This window comes from Pseudomonas sp. RV120224-01b, from assembly GCF_003208145.1.
GTDB classification, from domain to species: Bacteria; Pseudomonadota; Gammaproteobacteria; order Pseudomonadales; family Pseudomonadaceae; genus Aquipseudomonas; species Aquipseudomonas monteilii.
The window spans coordinates 222,019-246,037 of the sequence record NZ_QKMQ01000001.1; the positions used below are offsets into that span (position 1 = coordinate 222,019).

Annotated in this window: 15 protein-coding genes and 5 tRNA genes; 12 read left to right on the plus strand and 8 right to left on the minus strand. The window is 58.9% G+C overall.

Features of this window, described 5'->3' with window-relative positions; translation table 11 throughout:
* The first annotated feature begins 81 nt into the window (after positions 1–81).
* Complete coding sequence (locus N436_RS01095) at positions 82–732, plus strand: thiopurine S-methyltransferase (protein WP_110740213.1); 651 nt, start codon at positions 82–84, stop codon at positions 730–732.
* A 173-nt stretch (positions 733–905) separates the two neighbouring features.
* On the opposite strand, the gene htpX is transcribed toward N436_RS01095, so the two are convergent.
* Both htpX and N436_RS01110 read right to left on the minus strand, forming a co-directional pair.
* Positions 906–1,793 carry a protease HtpX gene (gene htpX, locus N436_RS01105; protein WP_012271122.1) on the minus strand — a complete coding sequence of 296 codons (888 nt, stop codon included), beginning with the start codon at positions 1,791–1,793 and terminating at the stop codon, positions 906–908.
* 243 nt (positions 1,794–2,036) lie between these two features.
* Positions 2,037–3,248 (minus strand): pyridoxal phosphate-dependent aminotransferase, encoded by a 1,212-nt coding sequence (locus N436_RS01110; protein WP_110740214.1) that lies wholly within the window; start codon positions 3,246–3,248, stop codon positions 2,037–2,039.
* A 167-nt stretch (positions 3,249–3,415) separates the two neighbouring features.
* Between N436_RS01110 and msrB the strand changes: the two genes are divergently transcribed.
* Positions 3,416–3,811: a peptide-methionine (R)-S-oxide reductase MsrB gene (gene msrB / locus N436_RS01115; RefSeq protein ID WP_016715103.1), complete on the plus strand. Its 396-nt coding sequence runs from the start codon at positions 3,416–3,418 to the stop codon at positions 3,809–3,811.
* Positions 3,812–3,824: 13 nt separating this feature from the next.
* The gene (locus tag N436_RS01120; protein WP_110740215.1) at positions 3,825–4,313 is read left to right on the plus strand and encodes a glutathione peroxidase; all 489 of its coding nucleotides are present in this window, start codon (positions 3,825–3,827) and stop codon (positions 4,311–4,313) included.
* Here N436_RS01120 and N436_RS01125 read toward each other — a convergent pair.
* A complete protein-coding gene (locus tag N436_RS01125; RefSeq protein WP_110740216.1) occupies positions 4,303–6,660 on the minus strand; it encodes a response regulator in 2,358 nt (785 codons plus the stop codon). The two genes, N436_RS01120 and N436_RS01125, sit on opposite strands and share 11 nt — an antisense overlap.
* Before the next feature lie 76 nt (positions 6,661–6,736).
* Between N436_RS01125 and N436_RS01130 the strand changes: the two genes are divergently transcribed.
* Positions 6,737–7,624: an ATP-binding protein gene (locus tag N436_RS01130; protein WP_019099437.1), complete on the plus strand. Its 888-nt coding sequence runs from the start codon at positions 6,737–6,739 to the stop codon at positions 7,622–7,624.
* Entirely contained in the window at positions 7,625–8,107 is a 483-nt protein-coding gene (locus N436_RS01135) for a GAF domain-containing protein (RefSeq protein ID WP_060498725.1), read from the plus strand.
* A 136-nt stretch (positions 8,108–8,243) separates the two neighbouring features.
* Here N436_RS01135 and N436_RS01145 read toward each other — a convergent pair whose 3' ends face one another.
* A complete protein-coding gene (locus tag N436_RS01145; RefSeq protein WP_019099435.1) occupies positions 8,244–9,011 on the minus strand; it encodes a hypothetical protein in 768 nt (255 codons plus the stop codon).
* 273 nt (positions 9,012–9,284) lie between these two features.
* On the opposite strand from N436_RS01145, the gene N436_RS01150 reads away from it, so the two are divergent.
* The 5 genes from N436_RS01150 to N436_RS01170 all read left to right on the plus strand — a co-directional run bounded on the left by N436_RS01150 (position 9,285) and on the right by N436_RS01170 (position 9,848).
* Positions 9,285–9,360: transfer RNA gene (locus tag N436_RS01150), tRNA-Glu, on the plus strand.
* Between the two features lie 4 nt (positions 9,361–9,364).
* Positions 9,365–9,440: transfer RNA gene (locus tag N436_RS01155), tRNA-Gly, on the plus strand.
* Positions 9,441–9,531: 91 nt separating this feature from the next.
* Positions 9,532–9,607, plus strand: a tRNA-Glu gene (locus tag N436_RS01160).
* Between the two features lie 4 nt (positions 9,608–9,611).
* Positions 9,612–9,687: transfer RNA gene (locus N436_RS01165), tRNA-Gly, on the plus strand.
* Between the two features lie 85 nt (positions 9,688–9,772).
* Positions 9,773–9,848: transfer RNA gene (locus N436_RS01170), tRNA-Gly, on the plus strand.
* Positions 9,849–9,955: 107 nt separating this feature from the next.
* Here N436_RS01170 and N436_RS01175 read toward each other — a convergent pair.
* From N436_RS01175 to N436_RS01190, 4 genes are all read right to left on the minus strand, one after another.
* Positions 9,956–11,029 carry a fimbrial protein gene (locus tag N436_RS01175; RefSeq protein WP_110740217.1) on the minus strand — a complete coding sequence of 358 codons (1,074 nt, stop codon included), beginning with the start codon at positions 11,027–11,029 and terminating at the stop codon, positions 9,956–9,958.
* A complete protein-coding gene (locus tag N436_RS01180) occupies positions 11,026–13,587 on the minus strand; it encodes a fimbria/pilus outer membrane usher protein (RefSeq protein WP_177410863.1) in 2,562 nt (853 codons plus the stop codon). The genes N436_RS01175 and N436_RS01180 overlap by 4 nt, the downstream gene beginning before the upstream one ends.
* Positions 13,588–13,819: 232 nt before the next feature.
* Complete coding sequence (locus tag N436_RS01185) at positions 13,820–18,964, minus strand: RHS repeat-associated core domain-containing protein (protein ID WP_110740219.1); 5,145 nt, start codon at positions 18,962–18,964, stop codon at positions 13,820–13,822.
* 11 nt (positions 18,965–18,975) lie between these two features.
* Positions 18,976–19,422 (minus strand): hypothetical protein, encoded by a 447-nt coding sequence (locus N436_RS01190; protein WP_141099588.1) that lies wholly within the window; start codon positions 19,420–19,422, stop codon positions 18,976–18,978.
* A 261-nt stretch (positions 19,423–19,683) separates the two neighbouring features.
* Here N436_RS01190 and N436_RS01195 point away from each other — a divergent pair, with 261 nt between their 5' ends.
* Both N436_RS01195 and N436_RS01200 read left to right on the plus strand, forming a co-directional pair.
* Complete coding sequence (locus N436_RS01195; protein WP_020424256.1) at positions 19,684–21,471, plus strand: hypothetical protein; 1,788 nt, start codon at positions 19,684–19,686, stop codon at positions 21,469–21,471.
* 91 nt (positions 21,472–21,562) lie between these two features.
* Positions 21,563–24,019 carry a hypothetical protein gene (locus N436_RS01200; protein ID WP_110740220.1) on the plus strand — a complete coding sequence of 819 codons (2,457 nt, stop codon included), beginning with the start codon at positions 21,563–21,565 and terminating at the stop codon, positions 24,017–24,019.

The window sequence follows — 24,019 nt, forward strand, 5'->3', positions numbered from 1 at the left end:
ATCTTCGATCAGAAACTGATCGATATCCATCGCAAGTTTTACGCGTTTTCTATCGGTTTACTCGATAAACAAGGAGCAACCATGGAGCCAGCGTTCTGGCACAAACGATGGGCCGACAACCAGATCGGTTTTCACCAGGGGCAGGTCAATCCTTATCTGCAAGCGCATTGGCCAGCACTGGGCCTGGCGCCAGGCAGCCGCGTGCTGGTGCCGCTGTGCGGCAAAAGCCTGGACCTGGCCTGGCTGGCGGGGCAGGGGTATCGCGTGTTGGGCGTGGAGCTGTCGCGGCGGGCGGTGGAGGATTTTTTCCGTGAGCATGGGCTTGAACCCGAGGTGCGTCAGCAAGGCGCATTCGAGGTATGGCGCCAGGGTGACGTCGAGCTGTGGTGTGGCGATTTCTTCGCATTGCGCGCGCAGGACATTGGCGATTGCGTGGGGCTTTATGATCGGGCTGCGCTGATTGCGCTGCCGCCGCAGATGCGTGCGAAGTACATGGAGGCTTTGTCTGCATCGTTGCCGATGAGCTGTCGGGGGCTGCTGGTGACGCTGGATTATGACCAGGCGCTGCTGGACGGGCCGCCGTTTTCGGTGGGGGATGAAGAGGTGCGGCAGGGGTTTGCCAGGTGGCAGGTGGACGAGCTGGGGGCTGTGGAGCTTATACAGGAAAGCCCGAAATTTTCGCAGGCCGGGGTTTCGAGTTTGTTGGAGCGGGTGTACCGCATTATCCGCTGACAGATGCGTAGCCTTCGCCGGCCCTTTCGCGGGCAAGCCCGCTCCCACAGGTACTGCATAGCCTTTGAAAGCTGTGGAGTACCTGTGGGAGCGGGCTTGCCCGCGAAGAGGCCGGTACAGGCAAACGCAAAAAAGGGCGACCGAAGTCGCCCTTTTTTGCATTGCCAGGTGGATCAACCGCGGCGGCGCAGGGCTTCGATACGGTCTTCCAGTGGCGGGTGGCTCATCAGCAGCCCGGCCAGGCCGTGCTTCAGGCCGCCGTTGATGCCGAAGGCCTTCATGGTGTCAGGCATGTGCACCGGCAGGCCTTGCTCCACGCGCAGGCGCTGCAGGGCGCCGATCATGGCGGAAGTACCGGCCAGTTGTGCACCGGCTTCGTCGGCGCGGTATTCGCGGCGGCGCGAGAACCACATCACGATCATGCTGGCCAGGATACCCAGGATCAGCTCGGCAACGATGGTCGCCACGTAGTAGGCAATGCCCTGGCCTTCTTCGTTCTTGAAGATGACCTTGTCGACGAAGTTGCCGATGATGCGGGCGAAGAACATCACGAAGGTGTTCACCACGCCCTGCACCAGCGCCAGGGTGACCATGTCGCCGTTGGCCACGTGGCCGATTTCGTGGGCCAGCACCGCACGCACTTCATCGGGCGAGAAGCGCTCCAGCAGGCCCTGGGACACGGCCACCAGCGCGTCGTTGCGGTTCCAGCCGGTGGCGAAGGCGTTGGCCTCGTACGCCGGGAAGATACCCACCTCGGGCATTTTGATGCCGGCTTCACGGGACAGCTCTTCGACCGTTTGCAGCAGCCACTGCTCGTGGCGGGTGCGCGGCTGGCTGATGATCTGGGTGCCGGTGCTCATCTTCGCCATCCACTTGGAGATGAACAGCGAGACCAGGGAGCCGGCAAAGCCGAACACGGCGCAGAACACCAGCAGGCTGCTGAGGTTCAGGTCGACCCCGTTGGCCGCCATGAACCCGTTGAAACCGAACAGGCTCAGGGTAATGCTTGCAACCAGCACCACCGCGAGGTTGGTGGCCACAAACAACAGAATGCGCATCATGGTTGTTACGTTCTCCTGACGGATGAATTGTCGCTTACTGCGGGGTATATAAGGGGCCTGCCGCGCCGATTCAATCGGGCGACTATTTCAAACTGTGTACGGCGGAGTATGGCAGAGGATGGCGCGGGGGCTGTGGGATAGAGCATTGCAGGATGTAAGAAACATCCTGTGAGACTGCAAGGCCGTGTGTAGGAGCGGCCTTGTGTCGCGAAAGGGGCGCAAAGCGCCCCCCTTGGCCATCACTTACTGCGAATAAGTCCGCAGGAAATTACCAATCCGCCCAATCGCCGCTTCCAGGTCATCCACGCGCGGCAAGGTCACCACGCGGAAGTGGTCCGGCCACGGCCAGTTGAACGCCGTACCCTGCACGATCAGCAGCTTTTCCGACAGCAGCAGGTCAAGCGCGAACTTCTCGTCGTTGAGAATCGGGCACACTTTCGGGTCGATACGCGGGAACGCATACAGCGCACCCATCGGCTTCACGCAGCTCACGCCCGGGATGTCGTTGAGCAGTTCATAGGTGCGGTTGCGCTGCTCCAGCAAACGGCCTGGCGGCAGCACCAGGTCGTTGATGCTCTGGTAACCGCCCAGCGCGGTCTGGATGGCATGCTGGGCCGGCACGTTGGCGCACAGGCGCATGTTGGCCAGCATGTCGATGCCTTCGATGTAGCTTTGCGCGTGGTGCTTGGGCCCGGAGATGACCAGCCAGCCGGAACGGAAGCCCGCCACCCGGTACGACTTGGACAGGCCGTTGAAGGTCAGGCACAGCAGGTCGGGGGCTAGCGAGGCGGTGCTGATGTGCACGGCTTCGTCGTACAGGATCTTGTCGTAGATCTCGTCGGAGAACACCACCAGGTTGTGCTGGCGGGCCAGCTCCAGCATGCCTTGCAGCAGCGCTTTGGAGTACACCGCGCCGGTCGGGTTGTTCGGGTTGATGATCACCAGGGCCTTGGTGTTCGGGGTGATCTTGGCCTTGATGTCTTCAAGGTCGGGGAACCAGTCGGCCTGCTCGTCGCACAGGTAGTGCACCGGCTTGCCGCCGGCCAGGCTCACGGCGGCGGTCCACAGCGGGTAGTCGGGGGCCGGGATCAGCACTTCGTCGCCGTTGTTCAACAGCGCCTGCATCGACATGACGATCAGCTCGGACACGCCGTTACCGAGGTAGATGTCCTCGATGGTGACGCCTTCGATTTCCTTTTGCTGGCAGTACTGCATCACCGCCTTGCGCGCGCTGAACAGGCCCTTGGAGTCGCTGTAGCCTTGCGCGGTGGGCAGGTTGCGGATGACATCCTGGAGGATTTCATCCGGCGCCTCGAAGCCAAACGGCGCCGGGTTGCCGATGTTCAGCTTGAGGATGCGGTGGCCTTCCTCTTCCAGGCGTTTGGCGTGCTTGAGCACTGGGCCGCGAATGTCGTAGCAGACATTGGCGAGCTTGTTCGATTTGCTGAACTGCATGATGGGATCCCGATATGAGAAAACACGCCACCCACGCCGAAAGGTTTGAAACGGCAGGAAGCGGGTGCCAGACTGAACGCCTGGCACACGAAGCCAACTAATATACGTGCCACCCGCGCCCCGGAAAAGACGGTGCGGGGTGAAATTAAGCCTGCCGAGGTTCCTGCATGAAAAAGATCGAAAAAACCCTGGATGAATGGCGGTCGATGCTCGACCCCGAGCAGTACCAGGTATGCCGTCTCAAGGGCACCGAGCGGCCGTTCAGCGGCAAGTACAACAGCGAGCGCCGCGATGGCATCTACCATTGCATCTGCTGCGGCCTGGCGTTGTTCGATGCGCAGACCAAGTTCGATTCCGGCTGCGGCTGGCCAAGCTTTTACGCACCGATCGAGGACAGCGCGATGATCGAGATCCGTGACACCTCCCACGGCATGATCCGCACCGAAGTTACCTGCGCCCGCTGCGACGCGCACCTGGGGCATGTGTTCCCCGACGGCCCGCCACCGACCGGCCTGCGCTACTGCATCAACTCGGTGTGCATCGACTTGCGCCCACGCGACTGACCGGAGCCCGACCATGGCTGGATCGATGCTGGACATCCCCTGCGTAACCCTGGGCGGCGAGCACAAGAAGCTTGGCGACTTCCCGGGCAAGGCGCTGCTGGTGGTCAATACCGCCAGCCAGTGCGGCTTTACCCCGCAGTACAAGGGCCTTGAGCACCTGTGGCAGGCCTACCGCGCGCGCGGCCTGGTGGTGCTGGGCTTTCCGTGCAATCAGTTCGGCAAGCAGGAGCCGGGCGATGCACGGGACATTGCGCAGTTCTGCGAGCGCAACTTCGGCGTAAGCTTTCCGCTGTTTCGCAAGATCGAGGTCAACGGCCCGGGCGCCCACCCGCTGTTCGTCGAGCTCAAACAACGCGCTCCGGGCATTCTGGGTAGCCAGAAGATCAAGTGGAATTTCACCAAGTTTCTGGTCGACCCCGCCAGCGGCCAGGTCACGCGTTACGCGCCCACCACCAAGCCGCAGGCCCTGGAAGCGGACATCGAGCGTTTGCTCAGCCGTTGAAGGGCACCCAGTGGTCGACCAGGGCCAGTAGCTCTTCGCGGCGGAACGGCTTGGCCAGGTAGTCGCTCATGCCTGCCGCCCGGCAGCGTTCGCGCTCTTCGGGCATGGCGTTGGCGGTGAGCGCAACGATAGGCAGGTGTGGCCAGCGCCCGCTCTGGCGGATGCGCCGGCTGGCTTCATAGCCGTCCATGACCGGCATGTTGCAGTCCATCAGTACCAGGTCGAATTCATCTTGCTCCAGCATTTCCAGGGCCTCGGCGCCCTGGGTGGCCAGCTGCACCTGGCAGCCGAGCTTGGCCAGCATGCCTTTGGCCACGAGCTGATTCACCGGGTTGTCTTCTACCAGCAAAATCCGCGCTCGCCCTTGCTCCAGGCTAATGGCCGGGGTGGCCAGTGGGTGTTCGGGCTCATGGCCTTGCAAGGTGCGGCGCAGCGTCTGGTACAGGGCGTTACGTGCCAATGGCCGAGCCAGTTGATGCAAGGGCGCCAAGGCCAGCGACTGCTCATTGGGCAGGAAGTTGCCGTAGGCGGTTACCAGCAGAATCGGCGTTTTCAGTGCCGGGCGCAGTTCGAACAGGTGGTCCACGTCGTCGGTGATCAGCAGGTCGATCGCTGTGGTGTCCAGCGTGGCGCTGCTGTCATGGCGCTGGTAGGCCAGGCCCCAGGCGGGCAGCAGGTTCTGCAACAGCTCATTGAGCCCGCTACCGGCTGCACTCAGCGCGGCCACCCGGCCATGCAGCGGTGTTGGCGGGATGGCTTCGGTGTGCACCGGCAGTGGCAGCTCGGCCGTGAAGCAGCTGCCGAAGCCCGGCTCGGAGCGAATGTGCAGGTGACCTTGCATGGCCTTGCACAGGTTGCGTGTCAGCGCCAGGCCCAGGCCGGTGCCACCGTACTGGCGGGTGATGCCGGCACCCGCCTGGGTGAATGGCTGGAAGATCCGCGCCTGGGCTTCTTCGGGGATGCCAATGCCGGTATCACGTACCTCCAGGCGCACGCCGCCGACGATCGTCACCAGGCGTATGTCGACACGGCCGAAGCGGGTGAACTTGAGCGCGTTGGACAGCAGGTTGCTGACGATCTGCCGTACCCGCGTGGGGTCGCCGAGCACGCTGCTGGGGAAGTCGCGGGCGATCAGGCAGGTCAGCTCTACGCTTTGCGCGGTGTTCTGCGACAGCAGGTTGGCGGTGTCTTCCACCATCGAGCCCATGTCGAACGCAATGCGCTCCAGCTCCAGCTGGCCGGCATCGAACTTGGACAGGTCGAGGATATCGTTCAGCAGTTCCACCAGCACCTTGCCCGAGTCGTGGGCAATCGCCAGTTGCTGGCGTTGCTCGCTGGGCAACGGGTTGTCCAGCGCCAGGGCGATCATGCCGAGCATGCCGTTGAGCGGGGTGCGGATTTCGTGGCTCATGTTGGCCAGGAAGGCGGCGCGTGCCTGGGCCATGTCCAGCGCGCGGCTGCGGGCCTGTTCCAGCTCCTGGTTGGACAGGCTCAGGCTGCTGTTGCTGGCTTTCAGCTCGTTGGTGCGTGCCGAGACGATGTCTTCAAGCTCGTTCAGGTACTGGGTCAGGCGGTTTTCTGCGGTGCGCCGTTGTTCGATCTCGGTGGCCATGCTGACGAACTGCTGGTTGGCGACCTTCACCAGCACGCCAATTTCGTCGTGTTCGTGCCCGTGTGGGCATTCAAGGCGGGTTTGCCGGGGTTTGCGCGGGTCGCTGCCGCTGAGTGCGCCGATCACCGTCACCAGTGGCTTGGTCAGCATCATGTAGAACAACGCCAGCAGGATGCCGGTCAGCACCAGGCTGCGGGCAAAGCCGTTGAGGAGGGTGATTCCGGCGCGGTCGAGGAAGCGGCTGCCGAAGGCGTAGGTGTCGACGTCCAGGTACAGGGTGCCGAGGTATTCCTCGGGCATGTGGGTGAGGTACAGGCGTTCCTTGAACTGGCGCTGTTCGCCGAACAGAAAGTCGCTCAGTGGCCGGTAGCGGTCCTCCAGCCTGGGCCGCTCGACGTCGGCCAGCACCGTTTCGTTGTTGTCGATCAGCCGCGCGCGGATGATGGCCGGCGACTGCAGCAGGCCACGGGTCAGCTCCAGCGCCAGTTCCGCGTCGATGTTGTAGGCGATGCGCGAGGCCGGGTTGTGGCTGATTTGCAGCAACGCGCGCACTTCGCGGTTGATGGACGCGTCTTCGCTGGCATAATCGATGCCGATCTGGATGAGACTGAGCAATGTTCCCAGGATGAAGCCGACCAGGACTGTCAACCGGGCTTGCTTGTATGACAGGCGATTGGTGAACTTGATATCCATGAGTCCCGAGCCGGTTTCACGTCCCTTGCGCTGCGCAAGCATAGCCGAATAGCCCCGGCAGCTGGCGGGCCTGTCACACATTCAGCTGGAAATCTCACCTGTCTTGTTAGGAGTCGTCATGGACGCTCGCTTGATTGCTTTCCTGGACCGCGCCGAATCGGTACTGGCGCGCCTCGAACCCCTGTTGCCGGCACAGCGCCCGAATATCGACTGGGGCGTCACCCTGGCCGCCCGCTGGCAGCGCGATGGCCGCAGTGGTTACCTGCTGCCGCTGGACGTCAGCCTGGATATCCGCCTGACCGACCTGATCGGTGTCGACAAACAGCGCGACCAGCTAGGCCGCAACACCCACCAGTTCATCAACGGCCTGCCGGCCAACCACGCATTGCTGTGGGGCTCGCGCGGTACTGGCAAGTCGTCGCTGGTACGTGCCTTGCTGGCCGAACATGCCGGCGCCGGCCTGCGCCTGATCGAAATCGAACGCGACCACCTGGCCGACCTGCCACGGGTGGTCGAGCAGCTGCAGAAGCTGCCGCAACGTTTCATCCTGTTCTGCGACGACCTGTCGTTCGAAGCGGGGGAGGGCGACTACCGGGTGCTTAAAAGCGTGCTTGACGGCTCGCTGGAACAGGCCCCGGACAACGTGCTGCTGTACGCCACCTCCAACCGCCGCCACCTGGTGCCGGAGAAAGAGAGCGACAACGAGAACTGGAAGCGCGTGGACGGCGAGCTGCACCCCAGCGAAGCCGTGGAAGACAAAATCGCCTTGTCTGACCGCTTTGGCCTGTGGCTGTCGTTCTACCCGTTTACCCAAGACCACTTCCTGAATGTGGTCGAACACTGGATCGGCCAGCTGGCGCGCCCTGCGGGCCTTGCCTGGCAGCGTACAGAAGAACTCGACATCCTCGCCGTGCGCTGGGCCACCGGCCGCGGTAACCGTAATGGCCGTTGTGCCTATCAGTTCGCCCGCTACTGGGTCGGGCTGCAATTGCTGGAGCAAAAGTAAATGATCGACCTCAATGCCAGTGGCGCCGGCCTCGACGGCTACAACCTGCTGGCGGCGCAAGTGCAGGCGCTGTTTGCCGACGAGCGTGACTTCATCGCCAATGCCGCGCAGTTTTCGGCGTTTCTGTACAACCAGGTGGACGACCTGAACTGGGCGGGGTTCTACCTCAACCGCAACGAAGAGCTGGTGCTGGGGCCGTTCCAGGGCCAGGTGGCGTGCGTGCGCATTCCGTTCAGCAAGGGTGTGTGCGGGGCAGCGGCGGCCACCCGGCAGACCCAGCGGGTGGAGGATGTGCATGCGTTCCCCGGGCACATTGCCTGTGACAGCGCGTCCAACAGCGAGCTGGTGATCCCGTTGGTGAAGGAAGGGCGGTTGATTGGTGTGCTGGATTTGGACAGCCCGAAGGTTGGGCGTTTCAGTGAGGCGGATCAGGCGGGGCTGGAGCGGTTGGCGGCGATCTTCCTGGAGCTGACTGACTGCTGATTGTTGTGGCCTGTACCGGCCCTATCGCCGGCAAGCCAGCTCCCACAGGTTTGTCTCAGGTCTGGAGGCTTGTGCAGTACCTGTGGGAGCTGGCTTGCCGGCGATAGGGCCATCAAACCCGACGCATGATTCAGGCTTAGTCGTACATCACCTTCTTCTTCCAGGTCTCTTCCTCATCGGTCTTGAGCCCGTCTGTCAGTGCGTTGTGCTCATCCTCCGCCGGTGCCATGCGGTCCAGCACCTGGGCGTTGGCCCGGGCCAGCAGTTTCTCCAGGTACGTCAGCTGCTCTTCATACACCTTCGGCTCCGGCTGCTTGCGCAGGTATTGCACGCCACGCTCGAACGCCAGGCGCGCCTGGCCCGGCTGGTTCTTTTGCAGGGCCTGCTGGCCAAGGTTGTTGAAGAACTCGATATGCAACAGCACCAGGATATGGCGGATTTCCTTGACCCAGTGCTTGGCCTCGGGTGCTGGCAGGAAGCCTTCCTGGGCGGCGCGGGTTACCTGGTTGTGCATCGCCTCCAGCAAAAAGCGTACATCCTTGGCCTTGACCTCGGTGTGGATCGGGTTGGGCGGGTTGTTCACCGGTATCTTGTCGCCCTGGGCAATCAACCCCTCCAGTTCGGCGATGCGCGCCTTCAGCTCGGGGTTGTGCTTGTCCACCGCCAGCTGGCGCTGGTTGAGGTTCAGCTCCAGGCGGGTCAGCAGCAATTTGAGGGCCGGGGTCATGAACTGCCCGGGGAAGGTCTCGGTGATTTCGCCACAGCGGCGCAGGCGGTCGGCCAGCTCGATCCTTGTCCGGACGCGTTCGATCTTGCCGTTCTCGACCACATTGTTGAGGTAGCCGATCACGATCAGCAACGCGATGCCCGCCACGATGAGCAGGGTGATCAGAAGTGGTGTCACCGTTAATGCCTCATTGAAGAAGAATTACAGCTTTGAGTGTAGTGAGTTCGCCGGAGGACGAACAGCGGCTATATGCCGGCACTGGCTTCTCTCTATATCGACAAGCCGCCCCGCATCTGCACCTCCACCCACCCGGAAGTCATTGATTTAAATAAATTTCTACAAAGGGGTTGACGCATCTCTGAACCATCCCTAGAATGCGCGCCACTTGCAGCGTAAAGCACACAGCGAAACGCGGCAGGGAGTGAAAGCAGGCAGCGATGCCAGCAGCGTGTCCCCTTCGTCTAGTGGCCTAGGACACCGCCCTTTCACGGCGGTAACAGGGGTTCGAGTCCCCTAGGGGACGCCAAATTGCGGGAATAGCTCAGTTGGTAGAGCACGACCTTGCCAAGGTCGGGGTCGCGAGTTCGAGTCTCGTTTCCCGCTCCAGTTTCTCCGGCAACGCTTAACGGCGGGGCAGGAAAAGAAAATCCAGGGTGAATCGTGAGGTTCAAGTCTGGTGCACTGAAAAGTGTTGTGTGTCCCCTTCGTCTAGTGGCCTAGGACACCGCCCTTTCACGGCGGTAACAGGGGTTCGAGTCCCCTAGGGGACGCCAAATTGCGGGAATAGCTCAGTTGGTAGAGCACGACCTTGCCAAGGTCGGGGTCGCGAGTTCGAGTCTCGTTTCCCGCTCCAGTTTAAATACTGTGGCGTCTATGCGGTGCAGTGGTGGTGAAGGTCTTCATGGTGCTTCACGCCGTTAGTGGTAAAGCTTCAAATTGCGGGAATAGCTCAGTTGGTAGAGCACGACCTTGCCAAGGTCGGGGTCGCGAGTTCGAGTCTCGTTTCCCGCTCCAAACATAGAAACGAAGAAAGGGACGAAAGTCCCTTTCTTCGTTTTTGCATGTCTGAATTTTTTCCCCGTCCATGCGCCCTATGCTGGGTAGGGCGCGATGGGGCGTGCTCAGCGGTAGCTGATGGTGAAGTGCAGAGCACCTTGGGCTAACCCAGGTGTTACCTTGGGGTCGAGTTGGTAAAATCGCGCCCTGAAGTCCAGCTGAGTAATCCCCACTTGCAAGGGTTTGACCGATACCACTTCCTGTAGGGGTAGCTGCCTGCCATCGCCATGCAGGATCTGAATGCCAAAGCCCGTTGCTGTGGAGCCGGAGCCAAGGCTGAAGATACCGTTCTTGGCATCCACGACAGTAGAGCCTTTTGTTCCATCCAGCTCGATGTGGGCGTAGGCTGTACCCGCTGCGCTGTCATCTTCGCAATCACTAAGCCGAATGCTGAATGGCGTGTCCGTGCCGACCGGGCCAGGGCCCGTGAAGTCGGCCAAGGTGTAGTCGCCGAGCTTTACCGGGTCGGCGCTAACGGGGTTGCCCAGCAGCGTGCATTGCGCTTGCTTGACTCTCGCCTTCAGGGTGTAGTCCAGAACCCGGCCTCTGTCATTGGTGACACCGTGGAACATCTGCTTGTCGACAATGTGTTCCCCAGGGGCTATTGACCCGGTCTTGACCAAGGTCACGCGCCCCCTCAGAACGTCGAGCGGCGCAGCGAAACCCGTACTGGTAAGCATGGTGCCACTGTAGGGCACGCTCTGCGTGCCATCGTCGGAGGTGAACGCATTGGGAGCAGACCCATCATAGGGGAAACCGAGGGTCAGGATGGCCCCGATGCCATCGACGTTGGTGCGTAGCACGCTATCGGCAGAACGTTGCGCGCGGACGGGTATTCCCGGTACCAGGGGGGTGGTGGGTATCATGCTCGTCGTGGTGGGAGGGGTCGCGTCGTAGAAGCACTGCAGCTTGCTGCCCTCACGGTTACGCACCGCCAATGGCAAGTCGGCAATGACTCGCCCTATTTCAGCATCACGAGGTACCCAAAGGCTGCCCAGATCGTGCTCGAACGTCATGTAGGTGGGCAGCCCGCCATCCCATTCGCACCGAGCGTACGCCGGGTTGCTCGACAGCCAGATGGCCAGGCTGCAAGTCACTACGGCAAGAGGCCGCAAGGCTGTGGGGGCGAATATGCTCATGATGCTGCTTCCTGATTCGTGCTTGTTTCAGAAGGTGTGCCGGCCTCGCGGGGGTGGCACGCCAGCGTTTGAATGCGATAGCCGTTGACTGCGGTGATGTTCTCGGGGGTCAGCATTACCTGGCACTCGCGGGTACCTTGGTCCAGCCATCGCGCCTGCAGTCGCTGCTCACCTTGATGTTCGGTGGCCACCAGTGCCTGACCGGCTTGCCCGACCACGGCCACCGCTTGCCCTTGTGCATCCGTCAGTTGTGTACCGAACGGCAGCGGGCGGCCGTCGGGCAGTTGAAGGGTGAGGACCAGGCGCATGACCTGTCGGCTTGGGAACGTAGCCTTGACGATGGCCCCTCGACGCGGTGCTACGCGCTGTACGGCATTGTCGATGATGAACTCGGGGGGCAAATCGTCGGTGCGCAGTACCAGCGGGTTCAGGCGGTAGGGCCGCAGGTTCGGTGCCAGCAGATAGCCGCCCTTGTTGGCCTGGCTTGCGGGTGCATTTTCCAGTGTGATACCGGCAGCATCCGGCACGTGGACCAATGCACTGGTTTCGCTCAGGTAGGGGCCCAGTACCAGGCCGCCGCCGTGGGCCAGCAGCGCGCCGCTGGTATTGAGCGATACGCTGCGGTAATCGGCACCTTCCGTGTAGCCGGCGCCATAACTGGCATTGGTGCCTTGGTAAGCGAGCGACAGTGCGCCGCTGCTGCGCTGCTGCTCGTCATGGCTGAGCGAGACCTGGTAGCCCAGCCGGTTGTTCATCAGCCCGCCGTTCAGGCTGGCCCGCTGGCTATTACGCCCGTCCTGGTGCTGCAGGTCGAAGGTGGTGTTGTGCCGTTGACCGAAGTCCAGTGGCAGTGAAAGGCTCAGGCCAAACAAACGGCTGTCCCCGCCACGTTCTGCCAATGCCTGGGAGGCGAACAGGTTGATGCCCAGGTCACCCCAGCGTGTGTTGTATTGCACTTGGTAATTTCGACGCTGGCCGCTTCTGTTCCAATAGTCATCCTGCGAAAGCGTAAGGCTCACCGAGCTTTTACCGAAGTTCTGGTAGATCGAAGCTTCCAGGCGGCTGCGGCGGTTGCCCAGGTAACGGTCCGACTGGTTGCGATCCTTCACCGCTTCATCGAAATCACGGTAGCCCTCGGTCGAGTAGCGGTAACCGGCAAAACGCAGGTTGGTGCCGGTCTGGAAGCTTTTGCCATAGCGCATGGCAAAACTGTGGCCTTGTACCTGGCCGGCCAGGCCGCCCAGATCGGTGCGTGCCTGGGTTGCATCGAGTGACAGCGCGCCCAGGCCGGCAAAGTCGCGGGCCACGCCAAGGGCGCCGGCGTGGTAGTAGTCGCTGGCGAACGCGCCACCGTACAGCGTACTGTCCCAGGTCCCCCCACGGGCCAGGGTCGCTTGCCAGAACACGGGCCGCTCAAGATCTTCGGCGCCGTTGTAGCGGCCGACCGTGGCGCTGTAGCGCCATACGCCTTCGCGCAGCAGGTTGGCCAATGACGAGTAGGGTTGGGTGAATCGCCGCACCTGGCCATCGGCCTCGGTCAGGATCACCTCCAGTTCGCCGTGGCCAGCGCCGACATTGAGGTCGTCGATGGCATAGGGGCCGGGGGCGACGTAGGTGGAATAGATGGGGTAGCCATTGTGCAGCACTTCGAGCTTGGCGCGCGTCTGGGCTACGCCGCGTATGACCGGGGCATATTGCTGCTCGGTATCGGAGTGCATGTCCAGGTCGGATGCCACCTGTGCGCCGATGAACGGGACGCTGCGAAACACCTCGCCACCGGTGAAGGTTTCACCCAGTGTGAGGTTGGCGCGCAACCCGGGGATATCACGCTGCGCATAGGTGTCGCTGCGGCTCCAGTCGGTCTGGCCATCGGCATTGTCGCGCAGCGCCTGGTTGCTGCGCAGTCGCCAGCCTGCGATGTTGATGCCACTGTTGAGGTACAGGTCGTGGCTGTTGCGGTTGCGGCCGTTGTGGCTTTGGTAATGTTGCGTGGACGCCTGGTAGTTGATGAAGGCGGCATTGATGCCGGCGTCCCATCGCGATTCGGCGATGGTGTCGGACGGTTGTCGGTGTAGCGCTATCTGTGGGATAGACACCGACAAGCGCAGGTTCGACGGGTCGAAGTCGGCGTAGGCGTGGGGTACCAAAGCGGCCAGGTCCAGGCAGCGATCGTCGCTGGGCAGGGGCGCTTCCAGCGCTTGCTCACGCAGGCCCAGGTCGCGCAGCAGGTCACCCGTCAGGCAGGCTTGCAAACCTTGGCCGTCGTTGTTGCGAATGTCCACTTCGCGTGCGTCCAGCGGTGTGTGGTTGACCAGTAGCTGAACGCGGTAACGCCCGGCCGCCAACGGTTCCTGTTCCGCCAGGGCCTGCAATGCCAGCGCGCCGGCGTCGCTGGCCAGGCCGGGTGCCTGGCGCATGAACTCGGCCTGGAAGCGAGGCGAAGAGGGGGTGGCGAGCGCGGGCGTGACTAAAAGCAAGATCAGCGGGCTGCCAAGCAGCGCGGATCGGGCGGGGCGCGGGCGTGACGACGCGGGCCTGCGCCAGTGAAGCTTAGGCATGGAAGGAGTCCTGGGGCGTTATCGCTTGCAGCTGGAGGCGCAAGGGAGGCTTGGTTGCGTGCTTAGGGTGGCGTGCGCCAGGCGCGTGGCTGACGGGGCCGTGTTGCGGGGGTAGATTAGGGGCGGGGGGGAGAGGGGGCTGTAGGAAGAGTCTTGATAACGGGCCGGTGGTTTCGATAGGGGTGATAGAGCTGGGGTGTCAGGCGACACCCCAGCGCGTGATCAGCTAAATTTACCCTTGATTGGGGTGATTCCAATCATCAGCAAGGAGCCTTCCATCTCCGGAGTAGTTGGTAGGAGTAGGCGCACTTGGAGTCAAGTCGGCGGTTAAAACATTCTGGGGTGGTGGTGAATATGCTTGCTCACTAAGTCTCCGGTTTCGATTCATCCCTGCAGCGATGTCAGCAATTTCATTGGCATTGTGCGAACCCCCTGCAGATGAGGCCTGTACGCTCTGGCCTACAGGCTGCGTGTTTGTTGGTACTGAGGCCGTGTTAGGCGTTGTGAATCTATTCAACACCTGCCTAGTCCATCCTCCCCCGCCCGTCGCGGCCTGTGCCTGGGTAGATCCCAACTCAGTCGTAGCTGCCATAATATTATTTTGGGATTGCATTGAAGTTCTGAACAACTCCCGCCACGACGTTTTAGCTGCCGCTTTAGCTGCCGCTTTAGCTGCACTGGCCGCTTTGCCTAGTCCCCAAAGTTTGTAGAGTGATGCCCCACCTACCATACCCGTTAAAACCTGAACCCCGTACCCTACGCCCGATAGCGTATTCGAAAGTTCTGGGTCACTGTTGTAGACAACTGCCGCACCTATCTGCAAACCCAGAGCAACAGCTTGCCCGATAACCGTGATTGAGGCTTTCACGAGGGTGGCGGTCGACGCGATCGCGGCCGCGCCCGCCGCCAGAGGCACTGCCATCATTCCGGCCGATACCAAAAGCGCAATCGCGGCAACACCCACCCCGATCCATGCTGCAATGGGCGTCGAGGCCTTAGGCGGCGGGTCCACGTAATCCGGTGGTACATCTCCACCGGCCACCGAACTAACCCTATGGCCGGTAGGGTCCCGCCATTTCACCGGGTTGCCCAGTGCATACACATAAGGATTGGGGCCTGATACCTCAGGTGGCAGCGAATCCGGGCTGTGGAAGCGCATCAGGTTGGGGTTGTAGGCACGATAGCCGCTGCCAAGCAGGTACCAGCCCAACCCCGCTTCACGCAGTTCACCATTGAACGCCAGCAGGTTGCGCAAGCCATTGTTTTCGGGCTGTTCACCGTACGCGCTGTAGCTGGCATGGCGGGTGCCATCACTGTCTACTTCTGCAATCACGCTGCCGGCAGTGTCGGTCAGCAGCAGCTGGTTGTCGTTCTGGTTCGCGCGTTGCACACCCACTGCCTGGCCATCACCGTACAGGTACTGGGTGAGCAGGTCATTTTCTTGTGTGCTGTCCAGGCTATTGCCCAGATAGCGCCTTTGCACCTGGGCCTTGCCAGCCTGCGTGGCGGCGAACAACTGGTCGTGGCCATCGTACAAGTACTTCATCAACTCGGTGTCGTTGGCATCCAGCACACGCTGCAAGCGGCCATGGCTGTCATATTCCAGCTTGCGCCCTTGTTCGTCGTTGAGCATGTTGCCCCGCGCATCGTAAAGGAACGTCTGCTCTGCGCGGTAATCTGCGAGTAAGGTATGGGTCACCTTGGTCAACTGGAAGCTGGAGTCCTCAGCGTAGGTGAAGCGCGCGGTATCACGTTCGCCATCGGCAAAATCAGTGCGGCAGCGGCTCAGGTTATCCAGTGCATCGAAGTCGAACGTTTGCGCAATGATCGAGCGGCCCGCTGCATTGCGCGGCAGTGCCTGCCAGCGTTCGCCGTCTGCTTCTTCACTGTCCCAGTCGCCTTCGTAGTCGTGAGTGGTCAGGCGGTCGAGTTCGTCATAACCGAACACTTCCTTGCGGATGAAAGCGTCTACATCGTCATCGTTGTCACGGTACAGGGTGCGCGACTCAAGGTTCTTGCCATCACGCCATTTCAGCACTAGCACCCTGATTTCGCCGTTGGCATTGAGCGTACGCCGATGTTGTCGGCCCAGCGGGTCGTAGGTCTGGGTTGTGCGCACATAACGCTCGGCATCGCGGGTGGTCGTGTGTTCCAGCAGCCCTTCGCTGTTGTACTCGAGTGTGCATTCCAGTTGGTCCTGGGAAATGGTCTGAAGCCGCCCAAGTGTGTCGTAGCCATAGTGGCAGGCAATACCGTCGCTGTGCTTGCGGTAAATCAACCGGCCATCCAGCGAGTGCGCATTGTGGATGTCGTACTGCGCTTGATCGTTCACCTTCCAATACTCATGGGCCAGGTAGCCTTGGTCGGTGTAACTGTAGGTACGGTTGCCGTTGCTGTTGGCAGCCGAGGAAATTTGCGCATCGCTTGGGAAGTAGTCGAAGCTGGACGCATCGGGCGCATGAGGCTGCGATACATCCTCGAACGTCGCTGCCACCTTGGAAGGTTGGGTGGTGAGGTTTGGCTTGTACTCGTAATGGGTGACGTGCGTGCGTTTGTCGGTGCCCTTGCTGTTACTGATGGAGCGCTTCTCGACCAGTTGTGTCAGCCCACGGTACTGGTATTTTTCCACGCGCGGTCCTACGGTCATACGGGTCAGGCGATCAAGCCCGTCATACTCGCGCGAGCATACGGGCTGCGCCGGATCACCGCGGGTATCAAGCACTTCCAGCAGGGTAGTCAACTCGCTGACGCTGTGCGCCGCGAAGGTACGCAGGAGTTTGCTGCCGTCTGCCCGAACGGTTTCGCACATGCGCCCCCAGTTATCGTAGGTGTACTCGGTGACCAACGGTTTCTGCTTGCGCGTCTGCGCGGGGCTGAAGGTTTCCTTGATGCAGCGGCTTAGCCCATCGTAGGTGTAATCGGTGCGGTCGATCTCAACCCACGAGATGCCTTTTGTTGCTTCGTCTTCCACCGGCAGCAGCAGGTACTCATACACGGGTTTTTCGGATGTGTTGTATTCCACGACGCGCAGTTGTTGTTTGTCGCCGGGTTTGTCGGGGCTTACGCTCCACATCGTGGTTTTGTTGCCCTTCTCACCGAAAGGCGAGAACTCGGTGATTTCTTTCACGAGGTCCGGGCGGGTGACCTCGCAGCGCTGCCCCCAGGCATCGTAAGCGTAGCTGGATGTCAGCTCGACCACGGTTTCTGCAGGGGTGTCGCTGTCGGGAGGCGCGGGGAGGTAATCGAACTGTGTTTCGCTTGCCACGCGCCCGATGGAGTCATATTGGGTTTTGGACGTTATGCGGGTAATTGTCTTGCTGGGGTCATTCAGGTCTTTCAGTGTGCGCTCCACACGTACCGAGCGTTCGAGCCCGTCATGATAGGCGCGGGTGATGACCTTGTTGGGGTCGGTGATCTGGGCATACCAGAGCGAGCGCTTGTCCTCAATGACCTGGCCATAGTCATAAGCAACTGTGGCAGCATGATCCGGGTCATCTGGCGCCACGGTCTGTTCAAGCAGCCGGTTGAGTGAATCATAGCGGTAACGGGTGACCACGCCGTTGGCATCTTCCTCTTCGATGGCGCGGTTACGCAGCGACGAGTGTACAGAGGCCGACGTTTTCTCGATCGTACCGCCGTGGGGCGAGAACGTGGTTGTGGTCTTCAGGTAAGTTGGTTTTCCCTGCTCGTCGTTTATTTTTTCATAATGCCAGCGGGTTTTCGACGTGCAGGCGCCCAGCGTGGCAGTCTTTAGATCGGAGCGCCCGTGCAGCAAGACATTGTCTGGCATGTTCAGGTGGCTCATCTCGACCCGGCGCAACCGTTGTTCGGTTTCTTTGCCATCATCTTCCAGGGTAACTTCGAGGGTCTCCTCGCTGTCAGCAACCAACCAATAACTTGCCTGCTGCAGCGAGGCTGTTGCGCTCAACACGTCCATCGCTTTGTAGGTGTACCGGGTGCGAGTGATCGTAGCGGGCTTCCCGGTTGCTGCATCGTCAGCCGGGTAAACGGTAATACTTTCAAGGTTGCGCTTGAACCCCTCCTGGTCCGCCGGGCAGCCGTCACTTTTGGTGGCGGGATAATAGGTGCGGACCATGCGTATGCCACTGGCAGTCCGTTCCTCCTCCAGGTTGCCTGCCTTGTCGTAAATGAAGGTGACGAACTCGTCACGGCGGTCGACGGGATTACCAGAAACCGTCCAGGTCTTGGTCATTTTGCTCGGTAGTTGCAGGCGTTCATCCTGTTCTGCAAAACCGCCACTGCGCTCGTGGTACTCGGTTTTCAACGTCTCGGTACAGCCGGACTCTTCGGTGACTTGCTCGGCCAACAAATGGAAGCGGTTGAATGTGCGCGTGACGGTGCGGAGTACCTTGCCTTCGTAGTGGTGCTTGACGGTTGATGTGTAGTTGAATGTACTGCCGGTAAATTTGTACAAGTGGTCCTGGTTGTAGTTTTCATCCCAGACTACACCCGACGCGCCATAACCCAGGAAGTTATTTTTGCTAAAGTCGTATTCGGTCTTTATAAAGGTTGTTTCATCAAGCCGATCGGGCTTCACAACAAGGCTGGTTGCATAGGGGACATACAGCTCCAGGCCGGGTAGTTGGTGCCCCTGTTCTTTGTAAACCAGCTCCTCTTCACCCCCCAGTGGGTTTACCAGTTTCTGCAGGCAACGCAAGGAACCGTAGGAAGTATAGTCAAACGTCCAGCTGTGCTGGTCGGTGGTGGGCATGACTAACGTGCGCAGTTCTTCACCCTCGAGCGCCAGGGTGAAAGACACATGCGCTTCAGTGCCAGGATGAAGGTCCAGCACGGCTTCATGGTCACCGTTGAACGTTACCGTAAGCAGTGTTAGCCCACTGTCGTCATGGATAGAAGCCAGCCGGCCTTTGCTGTCGTCGTAGGCCAATGTGATGCCGTGGCCCGATGGCGTCATGACCCGGGTTGGCAGGCAAACCCGGGGGGCGGCTTTCAGTGGCTCAAGTAGCTCTACCAGGCCCGCTTTATGGGCAATCCGGTAACGTTTGCCTTTATCGTTGCTAATATTCGCCACATGAAAGCTGTCAAATTTGCGCTCATGAACCACAACAGGTTCGTTCGGGCCGTTGTCAGCGATCGCAAAACTATCCCCCGTGTGCAGGTCCAGTACGCCACTGTCCAGGTCGTATCGGCTTAGTTTCAAAGACCAGCCAATACCGAAGCCTGCGTTCGATTCGTTCAAGGGGTTGAAATTCAGGCTCAAAGGCAGTTCCGGGCCCTGAAGGTCATTGGCGTTCAGGGGGGGGATTTCAATAGAAAATGTGTAAAGCCCCGTGCGGGGGTCGACACTACCCTGGGTGTAACTCATGAAGTTACAGGCATTGGACTGTATAGTCATGAATAGCGTCCTTATTCAGTGGTAGGTCGGCGGCCGGCCGATGTCTGCACGATGATTTTCCCCAGCGAGTCGCGTGTTGCCGGGTTTTCGGATTTGTCGACAACGAGGATGCCAAGTGCTGTAGGTATGAAGCTACCCTTGCCGTTGCGGTTTACATATTGGTCGATATCGTGCTGGTCGAGGTCAGAGGGTGCATGCGTTGTCTTCAGCTTAATCCACCACTTAGGTGTACCTCCTTCCATGGCCTTTGATTGCAGTTCAATGGTGGTGGCCGATGGGATATTGATCATGTGTATTTTGCGTGCTGAAAAGTCACCCATTTCAAGCACTTGCCTTTTGTCGCTTCCCGCGCCTTCGACGATCAATGCTTTGGAGTCGCCGCCTCCCTCGTTGCCCACTTTTTCATAAACAGTAATGGTGCCAGTTGCTGATGGTGAATGTTGGCGTGACATAGTCATTGGCTTCCACTTAATTGATTGATGATTGAGGTATGCACGCGTCAGCGTATAGCGTGTCCAGGCAGGGTATGACGATATGGGGTGCCAGGCACCTAGCAGAAATGCCAGGTCCCCAGGTGATGGGGTGCGGTGCTTAGGGGGGGGCGTCGGGGACCTAGTATTTTTGCTAGTTGTTTGGGTTCGGTACCCACTCTATAACGGTATGCACCCGTTGCCCGCTGAGCGCAGCGATGCAATCAATAGAGTAGAGGCCGACATTGCATGAAAACTAATGAAGTGGAGCTGGAGCAGCCGTTAATTTCAGGGCTGACTTCCAGTAACGAAATCGACCTGGATGAATTGGGTGCAAGTGATCTGCTTACGTATATAAAGTATACGGGTATGCAGCCTGACCATGAGGTGGTCATTAGCTGGTTAGGCGCCGACGCGGAAGGGACGGCGTTTGACGATGCAGGGTCAAAGTATTATGTCAGGCCGGAAGATCTTGAGAAAGGCGTGGAAGTAAAAATAGAAAATGCTGTTGTTCGAAGCGCCGAAGGTGGACAAGCTTTTTATTCATACGTGGTAACCACAGTTGGCCAGTCACAGCGCAGATTCTGCCTCGTGGGTATCAGGGAAAAGGGTGATGGTGAAGGTTTAGCGGTCATTCAAGCTGTTCAGTCGCATGACCTGGTCATTAAGCCCGATGAGCTGGACAGTGCTGGCGTCATGTTCATCGTTATGCCCTATCAGGCGATGCAAGTCGGGGACGTGATTAACTTCACGTTCCAGGGCTTTGATGAGGATGGTTATGAAGAGGACCCGGAAACCGAAAAGTTGACGGTTAAAAAAGAGCATTTCGATAATCTACCCTTAATGTTCACCGTGGGTAAGAATATTTTTCGCTTCATTGATCCGGGCACTGCTAAAGTTTCTTACAGTGTCGACTTTGCTGACAGCGGGTCCCTGGATTCTCCCGTTCAGGACTTTGTCATCGATTCTGAGGCCTCGCTGCCAACACCTCTCCCGGCTCCGCGTATTGTGGGGTATACCCCGGGAAAACCGTTGGATCCTGGTAACTTCCGGGATGGATTGACAATCCATATAGACGGTTACCCCGGGATGTCGATTTCTGATCACGTCACCCTGTACTGGCGTAGCCCGGTACGTGAGCTGTTTACACACGTTCGTGTCGATGCCAGCACGCAATCCGTCGGCACCATCGTACTGCATGTGCCTGTCGATTTCGTGCTGGAGAATCAAGGATTAAACGTCAGCCTGTCCTACCTCTTCAGCCGTGAAGGGGCAGGTTTGCAATCGCAGCCGCTGAACGTGGCCATCGCTACCACGCGGGTGTTGTCCGTCCCCCTGATCGACCGCGCGACACCAGACGAAGGCAAGGATCATGGCACCCTGCCTGGCGCGAACGGCGTTGGCGGTGTTCGTGTTCGTGTACCCGATGTGCTGTTGCCGGGCGAACGTGCTGAAGTGCTTTGGCGTGGGTGGCCGGTATTTGGTGAGTACGTTGCCAATACCCCCGAAGGGGCTGATCCGCTGGTTTTTCTTATACCAGAAGAATTCGTACCGGCAAACATCGGGCGCGGCTCGCGGGACCAGAGCAGGCGCTTTGAAGTGGCGTATCGCGTGATTGGCAGTGGTTCTCCGCTGGACTCGGCGCCTTACCATTTAAGGATTACCCCGCCCGTTCCCAGTGGAGATCCGCAAATCCAATGTGAAGGTGTAGTTGGGCAAGCCTTGTCGCTATCGAGGGTGCCAAGTGGGGGGGCCAAATTGACGCTGGGCACCTGGAGATTTGGCCGGGCTGGTCAACTTCTTCATATTTGGGTAAGCGGCGTAGGGCAAGAGGGAGATCTTTCTGAAGACCTGCGGACTGCATCTATACCCGTGACTGAAGGGGAAGCGGATATGGGCGTTGAGGCTAAGTTGCCAAAACTGTTTTTGGAACAATTAAAGCTGAACGAGCAGTTTACGTTGCATGTCGCGTTGAGCTTCGATGGCGGGACGCTATATAGAGTGTTTCCGGAAATGAGTATCACGCTGGAATCTTGAGTGAAGTGCTAGTTAGCGTATTGTCAATGCAGTGTGAGTGCTATTTGTGTTGAGGCTGCGTATTGTTAATTAATTTTGGAGTGTGATAGTGATGGCCAGGCCTACGTTTGAAAAATACATGAGATACCTCCGGGCAGAACCGCGTACTTTGGGGTGGGGGGCGCTACTGGTTTACGATCGATTCAGGGCTAACAGGCTGTTGGCGCAGGAGCATATTCAGCGTTTTGATGACAGTGAATGGCTGCCGCCTGTCAATTTCAGGGCAAGTACGGAAAGTGGTAGTTGGACCGAGGTTCGCGACCTCGTGATGGACAAGCCTCGGTTGTCGTTCGTGAATTCCAGTATCGCCAGTTCCAAGGCGCGCTTGAGCATGAACGTCGTCAGTGGCGTCATCACCCAGTTGCGCCAGTTGCCTGGAAGTGACCAGATGGAATTGGTGAGCTATACGGTGCTGAACCCTTTAGGTGGGCCGACGGTCCGGATGGACATAACCCTGAATGAAACCAACAGCGGCAGTATTGATGACGAAGGCCGCGTGACATTGGATCTTTCAACGGGGCAGGGGTACACCTTTGAAGTTTCCAGTTGGAAGGAAATGAACGAAAAGCTCGGTGAGGCAGTTAAAGCTGAGTTTGAAAAATGGCCGAAGGAGGCCAGGGTATGGGAGCTCAATATCATCAAGCCATTAGCGGGGGCGCTCAATCCTCAAGAATTTGCTGTTCGTACACATTCGCTGGCACGTTCACAACAGATTACCAATGCCACTCAAGAGGAGCAGGAGGAGGGCGCTGTTATCGTGGGGGTGTCGTTTGTTGAGGACAAGACAGGAACCTTTCCACCGAATGATAAGGATATGCCCTATCTGTTGCCGTCGCCGGTGGATGGAAACGATGGTCCGTTTACAATGAATGTTCTTTTTGCTAATGAAGTCTGGCTCAAGGATCAATTGTGGCAGTTGGTGCGTGACATCCCTGGGTTGACAAATGTTAATATGGATCGTGATCAAAGTGGCTTTTTTTCTACTGTGAAGGCTGATGTCGGATTTACGGTGCAAGGGCGCAGGGACACTACGATTCGTGATTATGAGCGTTATACGTTCACCACATACACATGGCCGAATCTTGATTTTTCGGGTTCTTTTAAAATTGTACATACTGATGATGTTCTGGTCGTTGAGTGGGCTGTGGAATGTCCCACTAAGGAGTTGGTTGTTATCTTTCACGACTCGCTTAGGGATTATCGTCATGATCCGGATTTCAATGTTTCTGTTTCGGTGCAAACAGAACTTCGAATTAAAATGGTGGGTGAGGGGGACAAGCGTGGTGATATAGAAATTGTGCCGGGCAAGGTGGAGGTCAACTATAATGCCCGGTTTTGGGGCGGCGATCACAGCTATATTAACGACTATGTTAAGGAATCGTTTGATGATTACATTAAGCCCCATATTGATCCCCTGGTGAATCAAATGGCCGACAAGGTTGCTGTCATGGCGTCAGGGATCAAACCATTTAATGCTCTACGCCTTAACAGCCTTTTGTTCCGCAGTGATGATGTTGCCACGCCACGGTTATTGGTAACGCCTGGGGAACTTTCGCTGTTAGGGGATCTGGCCCCCAAATTGACAACCTTCGCTGTAGAGCCGCTTGAAGAAAAAGTGAGCGCGGCCCCAGGTAACACGGTTAAGTTTCATCTCGACCCTGCCATTGGCGGGACGGTTAGCTGGAGTGTCAAAGGTTTGCCAGATGGCTCAACTGACCCCGAAAAAGTAGGCGCTGTTGTGGATGGGGTCTATACGCCTCCTGAAGTCGGGGCGCTAACCGACAGCTATAGGCGTGTCATCGTGACAGCCACGGCAAATGGTAACTCGAGCAGCGCATTGGTAACGGTCGTGGCGGACAGCGTTGCTATCTATCCCTATTTCCAAATTGCAAATTTCAAATCCGGCGATAACCGCCCACGCTACGTTTTGACAGGTGGCGATATAAAGGGTGACTTGAAATGGGCCATGACCAGTTCAAGCAAAGGCACCGTACGTGAAGTGGAAGCCGGTGATTCCGATCTGGATATTCCGGTAGACAAAAATGTGCGGATCTATGAATCCCCGGAAAAAGCTGTCGGTGAAGCCGGCACGGTGGACGCGCTTGTTCATCTGGACGGCGTGGAGGTATCGGCGGGCGGGCAGACGGAAGTGATCGATATTGTCATCCCCTGGAGAACAACTACGGCGGGGCTCAGAACTACCGCGCAAGCAGGAGGTGGCTTAAAGCTGGCGCTGTACTTCGATAATGAAGATACAGGAGAGGAGGACGAACTGACACCCGCAGAAACTCTTTGGAAAGTTTTCAAAGGCGCCGGTCAGATCAATCCCACTACTGGCATCTACACGCCAGGGCCGAACGAAGGCCCTTACATCATCGTTGCCGGTAGAGAAACACCAGCAGAGCGTACGCCCATCTGGAACTACGCGGTTATTCCGCTTTCGCGCGTCGAAGAATATGAAGCGTTCTGTGCGCATGTTCGTACCCATAATAAGCAAGGGGAGATTTGA

Excerpts from the sequence above, each read along its gene's own strand:
- N436_RS01095 (WP_110740213.1), top strand. The coding sequence starts at position 82 with ATGGAGCCAGCGTTCTGGCACAAACGATGGGCCGACAACCAGATCGGT.
- htpX (WP_012271122.1), bottom strand. The coding sequence starts at position 1,793 with ATGATGCGCATTCTGTTGTTTGTGGCCACCAACCTCGCGGTGGTGCTG.
- N436_RS01110 (WP_110740214.1), bottom strand. The coding sequence starts at position 3,248 with ATGCAGTTCAGCAAATCGAACAAGCTCGCCAATGTCTGCTACGACATT.
- msrB (WP_016715103.1), top strand. The coding sequence starts at position 3,416 with ATGAAAAAGATCGAAAAAACCCTGGATGAATGGCGGTCGATGCTCGAC.
- N436_RS01120 (WP_110740215.1), top strand. The coding sequence starts at position 3,825 with ATGGCTGGATCGATGCTGGACATCCCCTGCGTAACCCTGGGCGGCGAG.
- N436_RS01125 (WP_110740216.1), bottom strand. The coding sequence starts at position 6,660 with ATGCTTGCGCAGCGCAAGGGACGTGAAACCGGCTCGGGACTCATGGAT.
- N436_RS01130 (WP_019099437.1), top strand. The coding sequence starts at position 6,737 with ATGGACGCTCGCTTGATTGCTTTCCTGGACCGCGCCGAATCGGTACTG.
- N436_RS01135 (WP_060498725.1), top strand. The coding sequence starts at position 7,625 with ATGATCGACCTCAATGCCAGTGGCGCCGGCCTCGACGGCTACAACCTG.
- N436_RS01175 (WP_110740217.1), bottom strand. The coding sequence starts at position 11,029 with ATGAGCATATTCGCCCCCACAGCCTTGCGGCCTCTTGCCGTAGTGACT.
- N436_RS01180 (WP_177410863.1), bottom strand. The coding sequence starts at position 13,587 with ATGCCTAAGCTTCACTGGCGCAGGCCCGCGTCGTCACGCCCGCGCCCC.
- N436_RS01185 (WP_110740219.1), bottom strand. The coding sequence starts at position 18,964 with ATGACTATACAGTCCAATGCCTGTAACTTCATGAGTTACACCCAGGGT.
- N436_RS01190 (WP_141099588.1), bottom strand. The coding sequence starts at position 19,422 with ATGACTATGTCACGCCAACATTCACCATCAGCAACTGGCACCATTACT.
- N436_RS01195 (WP_020424256.1), top strand. The coding sequence starts at position 19,684 with ATGAAAACTAATGAAGTGGAGCTGGAGCAGCCGTTAATTTCAGGGCTG.
- N436_RS01200 (WP_110740220.1), top strand. The coding sequence starts at position 21,563 with ATGGCCAGGCCTACGTTTGAAAAATACATGAGATACCTCCGGGCAGAA.